Raw genomic sequence first — 13,411 nt, forward strand, 5'->3', positions numbered from 1 at the left:
CACCTGGGAATCCTGCGTGAACGTCTTATGAACTGGGCTTGGGCGTACGCCGGCAGCGCCATCATGCTTCCCGTGCACTCCTGGGCGGACACTCTCCGTTTCGCATTCCAACCGGTGATCAACCTCTCGACCGGCGGGGTCGCGGGGCTGGAGATCCTTGCCCGCCCCGAGACCGGCGACATCCTGGCCGAGGCCCGGCGCAACCCCGAGGTCGACGGCAGGCTGGCGGTGCTGGCGATCCGGGCGGCGGCTCGCAGGGAGGCGCTGCTGCCCCTGCACGTGAACGTGTTCGCGGGCACGCTGGCCGACCTCGGCGGACTCACCGCACTGCACAACGCGGTGCGGCAGGCCGGGCGGATGCCCTGGGAGGTGACGGTCGATGTCGGACCGCCCTTCACCCATGTGCCGCAGACCGCGTTCCTGGAGGCGGTGCACACGCTCCGCGGTCAGGGCTTCCGGATCAGCGCGGACGGGGTCGGGGACGGGGACATACCCCTGCGCCTGCTTACGGACATGGCGCCCGACCTGGTGAAACTCGACGCGTCACTGCTGGCGCGGCCGACCGCGGTACGAGCGATGCGCACCCTGTGCGACGGACTCGGAGCGCTGGTGTGCGTCGAGGCGGTGGAGACCGAACTCCAGTGTGCCGCCGCGCTCTCGGCCGGTGCACAGCTGGCGCAGGGCGAGCTGTTCGCGGCGCCGTCCCGGTTGCCCGCGGTGGACGTATACGTTCCGCCGCGTGCCCGCGATGCCGTGCCCCATCCGCGCTCGGGTCCGTCGATCCGGGAGTTCGTGCGCCCGGCCGCGCTGCTGCCGGTGACCGCGTCCGCCGCACAGGTACGGCAGTTGCTGACCGGGGCGCCGGAGGTGTCCGGGGTGCTGCTCGTCGACCGGGCCGGGGTGCCCGTCCGGTCCGTGCACCGCTCCAGGTTCCTGCTGTCGATGTCGGGGCGGTACGGGCACGCGCTCTACGCCGATCGGCCCGCCGTGAAGTTGGGCGACGCGCCCCGCACCGTCGGCATCGACGCCACCGCATGGGAGGTGCTCGACGTGGTGGCGGTGGGCGGTCGCGGGCGGACCTCCGACGATGTGGCGGTGGTCGACCACGACGGTCGGTGCGTGGGCGTCGTACGGCTCGCGGATCTTGTCCGGGCGCTGGCCGAGTCCCGGGTCGAGGAGGCGGCCGGGCTCAACCCGCTGACGCGGCTGCCGGGCTCCGACGCGATCACCGGTGAGGTCGACCGGCGGATCGCGGCCGGCCGGACGTTCGCGCTGAGTTGGCTGGACGTGGACCACTTCAAGCAGGTCAACGACGGGGCCGGGTTCGCGGCCGGCGACGAGCTGATCCGGTCGGTGGCCCACGTGCTCCAACGGGCCGCGTCCGCAGGGGCCCGGGTGGGGCACATCGGCGGGGACGACTTCCTGGTGCTCGCCGATCCGGAGGGCCTGGAGCCGCTGGCCTGTGCCGTGCTGGACGCGCCCTGGTCCGCGGGCGGCCGTCCCGTCACGCTCTCCCTGGCCACGGTCGTGTGCATGCCCGGCAGCGTGCCGGATCACCGGCAGGCCGCCGCCTGGCTGGCGCCGTTGAAGAAGACCGCGAAGGCGTTGCAGGGCGCCAGTTGGGTCCTGGGGCACGCGGGACTGTCCGGGTACGAGGTCCTGCGCGGCTCGGGGGCGGCCCCCGCCGGAACCCAGTGGGCGGTGGCCGAACCCGGAACGGGGTGACCGGGGCGGGGCGCCGGGGCGGAGCCCGGGTTCCACGGGACGGGCGGATCTCGGCGGGGTGGCAAATCCCGACGGCACGACTGCTCACGCCGTGGCGGACGCCGGGGGCGGTCTGTCCGGCCGGTCCGGGATCGGTCGGTCGAGCGGACCCGGGGGCGTGCTGTCCCACCGGTCCGAGGTCGGCCGGCCGGTCGAGCGGACCCCGACGCGTGCTGTCCGACCGGTCCAGGGCCGGTCAGGGGCTGGTCCAGGGCCGGTCGGCGGCGGGTCCGCGGTGGATCGGGGGCGTGGGAGGCCCGGGACGCACGGGAGGCGCGGAAGGCACGGGTCGGCGCATCCGCGTCGGCGCGGGCCCGTGGTCTCCGGCCCGGGGCGGAACGTGCCGGACGGGCCCCCGAGCCCGGCCCGGGGTAGCCTGATTTCGAAGGCCGCTCCGGCACTGACGAGTTCACCGGGCGGTCGCGGTGCGGGCCGCACGCTCCGGCACGTCGGGCGCAACCGTTGCCGTCGGTGCGCTTGACGCTCCTCGGGTGCCGGTGAAAACTTCCCGGTGTCAGTCGACATCGCCGTACATTCTCGGCGGATTCCGGCACGGCGCCACGCGGGTCCCTGGGTCGAGGGCCGCTTCCCGGTGGGCGGTTCGGCTGCGACGGCACGCTCGTCACGGACGCCGGGCGGGGCGCGGTTCCCCTGCCCTGGCAGAAGTCACCGAGGGAACCGCACGCTGCACGGAGCAGTCGGGGCCCCCGGGCCCGGCCTAGGAGCCGCCATGAGCAGTGGAGACACAGTCGACCGCGAGATCGTCGGTGCCGCGTGCCTCATCCTGTCCGGCGTCGGCGCCCGCGCGGCCGTCATCCTGCCCACGGCCGGTATCGGCCTCTCGCGCGCCGGGCCGGCCGGCCACGCCGCCGGCCCGGCGCGCGACCTCGGCCGGTGCACCATGCACACATTCCTGCCGATCCCGGACAAGGGCACCTCCGACCGGGCGTACGCCCGCGTTCCGATCGCCGGTCCGTCGGCCGGCGGGGTACTGACGGGCCTCCTCCGCACCGCAGCCTTCTGAACCCGAGCCCCAAGGGATAGCCATGACGGACAGCGCCGAGAAGTACGTGGCCGCGATCGACCAGGGCACCACGTCCAGCCGTTGCATCGTCTTCAACCAGGACGGTGCGGTCGTCGCCGTCGACCAGCGCGAACACCGCCAGATCTTCCCCAAGCCCGGCTGGGTGGAGCACGACGCCACGGAGATCTGGGCCAGGGTGCAGGCGGTGGTCGCCGGGGCGCTAGCGAACGCCGGTCTGCGGGCCGACCATCTCAGCGGGCTCGGTATCAGCAACCAGCGCGAGACGACGGTCCTGTGGGACCGGGCCACGGGCAAGCCGGTGCACAACGCCATCGTGTGGCAGGACACCCGCACCGCCGGCCTGTGCAACCAACTGGGCGGCAGGGACGGGCAGGACCGCTTCCGCGACCAGACGGGGCTCCCGCTGGCCAGCTACTTCTCCGGCCCCAAGGCCGCGTGGCTGCTCGACAACGTGCCGGGCCTGAGGGACCGCGCCGAGCGCGGCGAGATCGCCTTCGGCACGATCGACTCCTGGCTGATCTGGAACCTGACCGGCGGGACCGACGGTGGGCAGCACGTCACCGACGTCACCAACGCCAGCCGCACCATGTTGATGAATCTGGAAACCCTGCAATGGGACCCTTCGATCCTGTCCGCGATGAACGTGCCGGAAGCCGTCCTGCCCGAGATCAAGTCGTCCGCCGAGGTGTACGGAACCGCCGTCGGCCAGCTCACCGGCGTGCCGGTCGCCTCGGCACTGGGCGATCAGCAGGCGGCCCTGTTCGGCCAGGCCTGCTACGACGTGGGGACGGCGAAGAACACGTACGGCACGGGCAGTTTCCTCCTGCTCAACACCGGCAACCGGCCCGTGCCGTCCAAGAGCGGGCTGCTGACGAGCATGGGTTACAAGATCGGTACCGAGGCGCCCGTCTACTGTCTGGAGGGCTCCATCGCGATAACGGGTGCGCTGGTGCAGTGGTTCCGCGACCAGCTCGGCATCATCCGGACCTCCGACGAGATCGAGACCCTGGCGGAGTCCGTCGACGACAACGGCGGCGCTTACATCGTGCCCGCGTTCTCGGGTCTGTTCGCGCCGTACTGGCGCTCCGACGCGCGCGGTGTCATCACGGGCCTGACCCGGTACGTCACGAAGGGACATCTGGCGCGCGCGGTGCTGGAGGCGACGAGCTGGCAGACGCGCGAGGTCGTGGACGCCATGTTCCAGGACTCCGGGGTGCAGATCACGACCCTGAAGGTGGACGGCGGCATGACGAAGAACAACCTGCTCATGCAGCACCAGGCGGATGTGCTCGACGTTCCCGTGATCCGGCCCAAGGTCTCCGAGACGACCTGCCTGGGCGCCGCGTACGCGGCCGGGCTGGCCACCGGCGTCTGGAACGACCTCGGTGAACTCGAGGCGCACTGGCAGCAGGACGTCGAGTGGACACCCGGTATGAACCCCTCGGTGCGCGACCGCGAGTACCACAACTGGCGCAAGGCGGTGGAGAAGAGCTTCGGCTGGATGGAGGACGACGGCGACCATTGAGGCCTGTCATCCGGGCCAGACGCGCGGTCAGGTGGTGACGGCGCGGCGGCGGTCCGCCGCATGGGCCATCGCGTGCTCGACGACACCGACGAGGACGTCCTTGACCGACTCGCGGTCGCGGGCGTCGCACAGCACGAGCGGCACGTCGTCGTCGAGGTCGAGGGCCTTGCGGATGTCCCCGGCCGGGTAGCGCGCGGCCCCCTCGAAGCAGTTGACGCCGACGAGGAAAGGTATGGAGCGCCGCTCGAAGTAGTCGATGGCGGCGAAGCAGTCCTCCAGGCGCCGGGTGTCGGCGAGGACGACGGCGCCGAGCGCGCCCTCGGAGAGTTCGTCCCACATGAACCAGAATCGCTCCTGGCCAGGTGTTCCGAACAGGTACAGGACCAGGTCCTCGCGCAGGGTGATGCGTCCGAAGTCCATGGCGACGGTGGTGGTGTGCTTGCCCTCGACGCCGCTGAGGTCGTCGACCGGGCGCCCGGCCTCGGTGAGCAGTTCCTCGGTACGCAGCGGCCTGATCTCGCTGACCGCGCCGACCAGCGTGGTCTTGCCGACGCCGAAGCCGCCGGCCACCAGGATCTTGAGCGTGACGGGCTCGATCAGGTGCTTGCCGCGCTCAGAACGCCCGAGGATCATCGATCTCTTCTCCTGCTGTGTGGGGGTCGGCCGGCGGCGGGCCGTAGCCCCCGCCGCCGGGGGTTTCGACGACGAGCACGTCGCCGGGACGGACGTCCACGGAGTCGCTGCCGCGGAGTCGGACGACGGTGCCGTCCGCGCGTTCCACCCGGTTGGCGCCCAGGGCGCCGGGCGCGCCGCCGGCCATGCCGTACGGGGGCACTCTGCGGTGCTGGGACAGTGTGGAGACGGTCATGGGTTCACCGAACCGGATCCGGCGGACGGCTCCGTCCCCGCCGCACCAGCGTCCGGCGCCGCCGCTGCCGGGCCGGACGGCGAACTCCTCCAGCCGGACCGGCAGCCGCCACTCCAGGACCTCGGGATCCGTCAGCCGCGAGTTGGTCATATGGGTCTGGACGACGCAGGCGCCGGGGAAGCCGTCCCCCGCGCCGGATCCGGAGGCGACCGTCTCGTAGTACTGGTGGCGTTCGTTGCCGAAGGTGACGTTGTTCATGGTGCCGGAGCCCTCCGCCTGCACCCCGAGCGCCGCGTAGAGGGCGCCGGTGATCGCCTGGGACGTCTCCACATTGCCCGCGACGACGGCGGCCGGTGGCTGCGGGGCGAGCATGGAGCCCGGCGGCACGACGATGTCCAGGGGGCGCAGGCAGCCGTCGTTGAGCGGGATGTCGTCGTCGACCAGGGTGCGGAAGACGTACAGGACGGCCGCGTTGACCACGGAGAACGGCGCGTTGAAGTTGGTGGCGAGCTGGGCCGAGGTGCCGGTGAAGTCGACGGTCGCCCGGCGGTTGTCGCGGTCCACGCGCACGCGTACCCGGATGACGGCGCCCGAGTCGGTCTCGTAGGCGCACTCGCCGTCGTCCAGGGTGGCGATGACCCGGCGCACCGCTTCCTCGGCGTTGTCCTGTACGTGCCTCATGTAGGCCTGGACGACGTCGAGGCCGAAGTCCTCGATCATGCGGCCGACCTCCTCCACGCCCCGCTGGTTGGCCGCGATCTGGGCCCGGAGGTCGGCGAGGTTGGTCCTCGGGTTGCGCGAGGGATGCGGGGCCTCGGTGAGCAGGCGGAGGGTCTCCTCCTCCCGGAACCGGCCCCCTTCGGCGAGCAGCCAGTTGTCGAGGAGGACGCCCTCCTGCTCGATCGTGCGGCTGCCGGCCGGCATGGACCCCGGGGCGATGCCGCCGATCTCGGCGTGATGGCCGCGGGAGGCGACGTGGAACAGGATCCGGTCACTCTCCGTGCCGTCGGGCGTTCCGGTGCCGAAGACCGGGGTGATCACGGTGACGTCCGGGAGGTGGGTACCGCCGTGGTACGGGTCGTTGACCGCGTAGGTGTCGCCGGGCCGCATCGTGTCGCGTCGACGGCGGACGACCTCCTTGACGCTGGTGCCCATCGAGCCCAGGTGGACGGGGATGTGCGGGGCGTTGGCCACCAGGTTCCCGTCCGGGTCGAACAGGGCGCAGGAGAAGTCCAGTCGCTCTTTGATGTTGACGGACTGGGCCGTTGACTCCAGTCGGGCGCCCATCTGTTCGGCGATCGACATGAAGAGGTTGTTGAAGACCTCAAGCAGAACCGGGTCGGCTTTCGTGTCGAGGTCGGAACTCTGCGTGACCGTCACGCGTTCCATGACCAGATGCCCGTCGTGGGTCGTCGCGGCCCGCCAGCCGTCGTCGACGACGGTCGTGGCGCCGGCCTCGGCGATGATCGCGGGGCCGGTGACGGTCTCGCCGGGAGGCAGGTCCTCGCGGTGATGCAGGGGTACGTCGCGCCAGACGCCGCCGGTGTGGAGGCGGACGGTCTCCGGCGGGCGGGTGCGGCCTTCGTACGGGGCGAGGGCGGACAGATCGGGGGGGTCGGTGAGGCCGGTGGCTTCGACGGAGAGGGCTTCGACGACGATCGGGCGGTCCAGGACGAAGGAGTACGTGGCGCGATGACGTTCTTCGAAGGCGTGTCTCATGGTGTCGGGCTCGGTCAGCTCGACGGTCAGGGTGGTGTCGGTGCCGTCGTAGCGCAACTGGGCGCGGCGGGTGACCCGGATACGGTCCTCGGGGACGTCCTCGGCCCGGAGTTCGGCGCGGCCCGCGGCCTCCAGGTCGGCGGCCGTCTTGTGGATCCCGGGCATGGCGGACGGCTCCAGCGGTGCCTCGACGGACTGCTCGCGCATGGCCGTGGTGTCGGCGAGGCCGATGCCGAGCGCGGACAGGACGCCGGCCATGGGGGGTACGAGGACCGTGCGGATGCCGAGCGAGTCGGCGACCTTGCAGGCGTGCTGGCCGCCCGCGCCGCCGAAGGTGGTGAGGGTGTAGCGGGTGACGTCGTGGCCCTTCTGGACCGAGATCCGCTTCACCGCGTTGGCGATGTTGGCCACGGCGATCCGCAGGTACCCCTCGGCGACCTGCTCGGGGCTGCGGTCGTCGCCGGTCCGCTCGTGGATCTCGCGTGCGAGGGTGGCGAAGCGGCGGCGGACGAGGGCGTCGTCGAGGGGCTGGTCGCCGTCGGGTCCGAACACCCGCGGGAAGTGGGCGGGTTGGATGCGGCCGAGCATGACGTTGGCGTCGGTGACGGCGAGCGGACCGCCGCCGCGGTAGCAGGCCGGGCCGGGATCGGCGCCCGCCGAGTCGGGGCCCACGCGGTAGCGCGAGCCGTCGAAGTGCAGGACCGAGCCGCCCCCGGCCGCGACCGTGTCGATGTCCAGCATCGGCGCGCGCAGCCGTACCCCGGCGATCTGTGTGGTGAAGACGCGGTCGTACTCCCCCGCGAAGTGCGAGACGTCGGTGGAGGTACCGCCCATGTCGAAGCCGATGACGCGGTCGAAGCCGGCGAGCTGCGACATGCGGGCCATGCCGACGATGCCGCCGGCGGGGCCGGAGAGGATGGCGTCCTTGCCGCGGAACTGGTGTGCCTCGGCGAGTCCTCCGTTGGACTGCATGAACATCAGCCGTACGCCTTCGAGTTCGCCGGCGACGTGTTCGACGTAGCGGCGCAGCACCGGCGAGAGGTAGGCGTCGACGACGGCGGTGTCGCCGCGCGGGACCAGTTTCATCAGCGGGCTGACCTCGCTGGACAGCGAGATCTGCGGGAAGCCGATGCGGGCGGCCACCGCGCGGACGGCGTGTTCGTGTCCGGGGTGGAGGTGACTGTGCATGCAGACCACGGCGACGGCCCGGATGCCGTCGTCGTAGGCCTCCTGGAGGGGACCCGCGAGTGCGTCCGGGTCGGGGGCGCGCAGGACGGTGCCGTCGGCGGCGATGCGCTCGTCGACCTCGAGGACCCGCTCGTAGAGCAGCTCGGGCAGTTCGATGCGGCGGGCGAAGATGCGGGGCCGGTTCTGGTAGGCGATGCGCAGGGCGTCGCGGAAGCCGCGGGTGATGACGAGCAGTGTGCGTTCGCCCTTGCGTTCCAGGAGGGCGTTGGTGGCGACCGTCGTCCCCATCCGGACGGCCGTCACGGGGTCCCGGGAGCCGTCGAGGAGTGCGCGCACCCCCGCGACCGCCGCGTCGGCGTAGCGCGCGGGGCTTTCCGACAGCAGTTTGTGCGTCAGCAGCCGGCCGTCGGGGTGCCGCGCGACGATGTCGGTGAAGGTACCGCCCCGGTCCACCCAGAACTGCCAGCCTGTCACGTCTTCACCCCGCTTCCGCGCTGCTCACAGCGCCCGGAGGCCGTCGATCACGTCGCGCAGAATACTCTCGTCCGGCAGTTCGGCAGGGGGTACGGGCCGGTTCACATGGACGAATTCACCGGTCACGAGGTCACCGACGAGGACCCGGACCACTCCGATGGGCAGATCGAGCTCGGCGGCGAGTTCGACGACCGACTGCGGGGTGTCGCGACACAACTCGACGATGTCCACGTGTTCCGGGGACAGGCTGTGGTCCCCTTCGGGGTCGTCTCCGTGGGGCTCGGTGACGACCACCGCGATCAGGTCGAGGCGGTGCTGAGCCGCACCCGCGGTGCGGCCGCGCGTCATGGCGTACGGACGGACGACCGGTCCGGCGTCGTCGTCGAACCAGAGGCTTCTGCGCTGACCGTCTGTGCTCATGCCATCTCACTACCCGCCCGAGGGCAGGTCGGTGCGCGGGGAGGCACCCAGATGTGCGCCCACTCTCTTGACCAGCAGCGTCATCTCGTAGGCGACCTGGCCCACGTCCGAGTCGGCGTCCGCGAGCACGGCGAGGCAACTGCCGTCGCCGGCGGCCGTCACGAACAGGAAGGCCTCCTCGAGTTCGACGACCGTCTGGCGGACGTTGCCCGCGTCGAAGTGCCGCCCCACGCCCTTGGCGAGGCTGTGGAATCCGGACGCGACGGCGGCGAGGTGCTCGCTGTCCTCCCGGGTCAGGTCCTTGGAGACCCCGATGGCGAGACCGTCTCCGGAGAGCACGACGGCCTTGCGAATGCTCGCGACACGGTCCACCAGTTCGTCGAGGAGCCAGTTCAGCTCGCCCTTGCCGCTCGTGGTGTGGCCGGTTGCCTTCGGTGCGGTCATCGACCGTCCCCCTCTGTCGTTCCTTGTGATGCCGTGTCGCTGTGGGAGTCGTCGCTCTCGGCGTTCTCCTGGCGGCCGCGTTGCCAGCCGCGTTGGAGTGAGGCCATGCGGCTGCGTACCTCGTCGGCGTCGCGTTCCGCGAGCTCCGTGCTGTCCTGCGCGCCCCGTCCGGGATCCTGTTTCAGTTGCGGTGCCAGGCTGGCCTGCCGCACCCGGCGGGGCAGTGGGCCGGTGCCGGGGGCTGTCTCGTGAGCCGGGGTGCGCAGGGGGTGTTCGGTGGTGTCCGGGCCGCCCGGCGGGTCCGTGCGGCGCCGGGTGCGGGCGGGAAGTGCCGGGGCGGCCTGCGACTCGTCCGGCCCGTCGGCCCGGGGGGCGGTGAAGTCGAGGAGCCCGTCGCTGCGGTCGGCGGTGCCTCGGGCCCGGTTCAGGGGCGCGGTGGCCCCGCGGCGGCGGGTCGGCAGGGGCGCGGGGCCGTCCGTGACCGGGCTGCCGGTGCCCAGGCCGCGCGGGCCCGGCACCGTGGACGGTTCCTCGTCCGGCTCCCGGCGCCGGGGGCGCTGCTCGGCCACGGGGCGGCCGTGGGAGCTGACCAGCTTGGGGGAACCGCGGCGGGGCAGCGGAAGCGGGGCGCTCGGACGCTCGCCGGGGTCGACGCGGTCCGTCGGGCGCTGGGGGTCGGTGTATCTGCGGTTCCGGTCGCCGTCGGGGCCGCTCGGTGCGGCCGCCGCGCTCGCCCCCTCGGCCCGGCTCGCCCCGTCCGGCGCGGGGACGATCGAGCGGCGCGGGCGGAACAGCCCGCCGACCTCGTCGTCCTCGCCGTCCTCGCTGTCGAGCACGCCCGGGTAGCCGTCGAGGCCGTCGAGGTCGAGGGGGCCGTCCAGTTCGACCGGCCCGTCCAGGAGCGAGGCCGGCAGACCGGGCAGGTGCACGGGCGCCGGGGAGAGGGTGGCGCGCCGACTCTCGGCGGGAGGTCCCTGGGGCGACGGCCGGGGCCGGTCGAGGCGGAATCCGATGCCGTTGGTGTCCGGGACGTCGTCCGTCAGCAGGACGTCCGGGATGAAGACGACGGCGGTGGTGCCGCCGTAGGGGGACGGCTGGAGGGAGACCCGGACGTTCTGCCGCTGGGCGAGCCGGCTCACCACGAACAGACCGAGCCGGTCGGTGTCGGACAGCTCGAACTCGGGGGTCTCGGCGAGCCGGAGGTTGGCGTCCAGCAGTGCTTCCGCGGTCATGCCGAGGCCGCGGTCGTGGATCTCCAGGGTGAAGCCGTTGGCGACCCGTTCGCCCAGTACCTGGACGGCGGTGTGCGGCGGCGAGAACACCGTGGCGTTCTCGAGGAGTTCGGCGACGAGATGGGTGAGGTCGGCGACCGCCGGGCCGGTGATGGCCGTGCGGGGCAGACGGCGCACCTCGATACGTTCGTAGTCCTCGACCTCTGCGACGGCGGCGCGCACGATGTCCATGAGCTGGATGGGTTTGCGCCACTGCCGCGAGGGGGCCGCGCCGGAGAGGATCACCAGGCCCTCGGCGTGCCGCCGCATACGGGTCGTGAGGTGGTCGAGGCGGAAGAGGTCGGCGAGTTCCTCGGTGTCGTCGGCCCGTCGTTCCATGGTGTCGAGCAGGGTGAGCTGCTTGTGGAGGAGGACCTGGCTGCGGCGGGCGAGGTTGACGAACACCTCGGAGACCCCGGCGCGCAGCTGGGACTGTTTGACGGCGGCCTCGACAGCGGCCCGTTGCAGGGTGTTGAGCGCCTGGCCGACCTCGCCGATCTCGTTCCTGTCGTACTCCAGACGCGGCATCTCGGTCTCCACGTCGACCTGCTCGCCCGCGGACAGCCGGCGCATCACGCTGGGCAGCCGCACACCGGACGCCTCGTGGGCCTCCAGGCGCAGTTGGCGCAGGTCGCGGATGAGACCGCGCCCGATGCGCACGGACAGGAAGATCGAGAGCAGCAGGGCGATCAGACCGAGGACGCCGACGACGGCCGACTGGACGATGACGCCGATCGCGATGGGGCGGACCCGCTCCTGGAAACGGTCGTTGGCCTGGTCGTCGAGGCGGGCGAGTTCGTCGAGCACGTTGCCCGCTGCGACGTCCCAGTTCCTGGCGGTCACGCCACGGGGCATGCCGTCCGGCGGGGTGGCCAGGACGGACTGCTCGGCCGTGCGCAGCGGGGCGGTGGTGGCGTTCTTCCAGAAGCGCTCGTAGCGGTCGCGTTCGGCGGTGGGCAGCTGCGCGAGGCTGATGTCGTACACAGCGGCCCGCTGGGCCTCGATGTTCGAGAGGTGGTGGATCTCTTCGCGGGTGACCCGGCCCACGACCAGGGCGGAGCCGAGCAGGGCGTCCTCCTGGGAGAGCAGTTCGCGGGCGCGCGAGACGTTGACGAGGGCCCGGTACTGCTTGTCCATGTCCACGCTGTCGACCACGTCGATGGTGGCCAGCAGGGCGTAGCAGGGATCGATCAGACGGTTGTAGAGATCGAGGGCCTGGGCCCGGGAGAGGGTGCCTTCCTCGACGCTGCGGCGCAGCGAGCCGATGCCGTCGAAGGCGTCGAGGACAGCGGTGAGGGCGTCGGTGTCGTCCTGGTCCAGCACATCTCGGACGTCGGCGCTGTCGGAGTTGCCGCGGAACTCGGCGATGACCGCGTTCGTCGCCCGACGGGTGCGGCGGAGCGCGGCGAGGGCGTCGGCGGCGCGCGGGTCGGCGAGGTAGACCAGGGTCTGGCGGCGTTCCTGCTGGATGGCGCGAGCCGTGTCCTCGACGGGGTAGCCGATCCTGTCCACCACCGACGACACGTTGAACAGGCGGTTCACCTCGCGGCCCATGAGTACCGTGGCGAAGCCCCAGACGGCGGTCAGCGACACCAGCGGCACGAGAAGCAGCGCCACGATCTTCCGGCGGATCGACTTCCCGCGAAAGCGCATGGCCTCCCCCAGCTCGACCCCCACAGGGAAGGGGGGTACACCTGTGCGTCAACAAACGGCGCGAGCCTACTACTGACGCACGAGTAACTCGAAGAGTCATCCGGAAGCAGAAATTCCGAACCAGCGTCGAGACATGGCGAGTTGTCCTGCCATTGCGGGAGATTGCCTCCCCGAAACCGGCAGCGATCGAAGAGTCCGTTCCCGTCTTTCCGTACGGGTAGTTGGCCAGAATTTTTCGTTCATTGGGAATCTTCGGGAGGCTTCGTTCGTCTTTTTCTACGGGAGTCGGGGGCGGAATCGGCCACAGGAGCCGCATCTCGCACCCGGGCGGCGTAAAACAGCGCAAGCCGGGCAGCCACTGGGGAGTCGGGGTCTTCGGACCGGGCGAGGGGTCTGCTGGCGGTGGGGAGTGACACGGTGATGGGCACGGCGGAGCGGCATGACGCGCCGGAGTACGGTGCGGTGGCGCACAGGACGGTGCCTCGGCGGCGCGAGGCACCGGATCACGACATTCCGGCGGACGGACACGGACCGGCACCGGAGGCGGCCCGGGACGCGGCTCGGGGCGCGGTGCGGGAGACGGCCCAGGACCGGTCGCGGCACCGGCCGTTGTGGATCGAGGAACCCGCCCGTCGACGCCGGATGCCGGACCCGGTGCGCACCGCGGCCGTGCGCGCCGTGCTGATCATCTCGGTGACGCTGATCCTGGCGATGACGGCTGTGCTGTGCACCCTGGCCGACTCGTGGCTGGCGTTCCCGATGGTGATCGGCAGCGTGGCCGGCACCGTGGTCGCCACCTGGGGCGCGCTCGATGTCTGGGTCACGCGCCAGGTCTGGAACCAGCGCAACGGCGTGGTGTCGGTCCCCAGCAGCACCGCCCGGTCGCTGCGCCGCGAGCGCCGCCGGGCCCGGCGGCAGGCACGCGCCGCCGAGCGGACGAGGAAGCGCATAGGCGCGGCCGACGGCACCGGACGGCTGTCGCACTCCTGACCGGGTTCGGCGTCGGTCCCGCTCGTGGGGAGAGCCGAGCGGCTCTCCCC

9 protein-coding genes are annotated in these 13,411 nt (G+C 71.8%); 4 read left to right on the forward strand and 5 right to left on the reverse strand.

Going from position 1 to position 13,411, the window contains the following annotated elements; all coding sequences use genetic code 11:
- Positions 1–72 precede the first annotated feature (72 nt).
- From ACWC24_RS30665 to glpK, 3 genes are all read left to right on the forward strand, one after another.
- Complete coding sequence (locus tag ACWC24_RS30665) at positions 73–1,725, forward strand: EAL domain-containing protein (protein WP_450666143.1); 1,653 nt, start codon at positions 73–75, stop codon at positions 1,723–1,725.
- Positions 1,726–2,494: 769 nt separating this feature from the next.
- Positions 2,495–2,788: a hypothetical protein gene (locus tag ACWC24_RS30670; protein WP_450666144.1), complete on the forward strand. Its 294-nt coding sequence runs from the start codon at positions 2,495–2,497 to the stop codon at positions 2,786–2,788.
- A gap of 22 nt (positions 2,789–2,810) precedes the next feature.
- The gene (gene glpK, locus ACWC24_RS30675) at positions 2,811–4,334 is read left to right on the forward strand and encodes a glycerol kinase GlpK (protein WP_450666145.1); all 1,524 of its coding nucleotides are present in this window, start codon (positions 2,811–2,813) and stop codon (positions 4,332–4,334) included.
- 27 nt (positions 4,335–4,361) lie between these two features.
- Here glpK and ACWC24_RS30680 read toward each other — a convergent pair whose 3' ends face one another.
- From ACWC24_RS30680 to ACWC24_RS30700, 5 genes are read right to left on the reverse strand one after another with little or no spacing between them, the layout of a single operon-like run.
- Entirely contained in the window at positions 4,362–4,967 is a 606-nt protein-coding gene (locus ACWC24_RS30680; protein WP_450666146.1) for a GTP-binding protein, read from the reverse strand.
- The gene (locus ACWC24_RS30685) at positions 4,948–8,583 is read right to left on the reverse strand and encodes a hydantoinase B/oxoprolinase family protein (RefSeq protein WP_450666147.1); all 3,636 of its coding nucleotides are present in this window, start codon (positions 8,581–8,583) and stop codon (positions 4,948–4,950) included. The genes ACWC24_RS30680 and ACWC24_RS30685 overlap by 20 nt, the downstream gene beginning before the upstream one ends.
- Positions 8,584–8,607: 24 nt before the next feature.
- Entirely contained in the window at positions 8,608–9,003 is a 396-nt protein-coding gene (locus tag ACWC24_RS30690) for a DUF742 domain-containing protein (RefSeq protein ID WP_450666148.1), read from the reverse strand.
- 9 nt (positions 9,004–9,012) lie between these two features.
- Complete coding sequence (locus ACWC24_RS30695; RefSeq protein WP_450666149.1) at positions 9,013–9,447, reverse strand: roadblock/LC7 domain-containing protein; 435 nt, start codon at positions 9,445–9,447, stop codon at positions 9,013–9,015.
- Entirely contained in the window at positions 9,444–12,371 is a 2,928-nt protein-coding gene (locus tag ACWC24_RS30700) for a nitrate- and nitrite sensing domain-containing protein (protein WP_450666150.1), read from the reverse strand. Before ACWC24_RS30700 ends, ACWC24_RS30695 begins: the two co-directional genes overlap by 4 nt.
- Positions 12,372–12,791: 420 nt before the next feature.
- Between ACWC24_RS30700 and ACWC24_RS30705 the strand changes: the two genes are divergently transcribed.
- The gene (locus ACWC24_RS30705) at positions 12,792–13,361 is read left to right on the forward strand and encodes a hypothetical protein (protein WP_450666216.1); all 570 of its coding nucleotides are present in this window, start codon (positions 12,792–12,794) and stop codon (positions 13,359–13,361) included.
- The last annotated feature ends 50 nt before the right edge of the window (positions 13,362–13,411 follow it).

Source organism: Streptomyces sp. NPDC001443 (assembly GCF_053597355.1).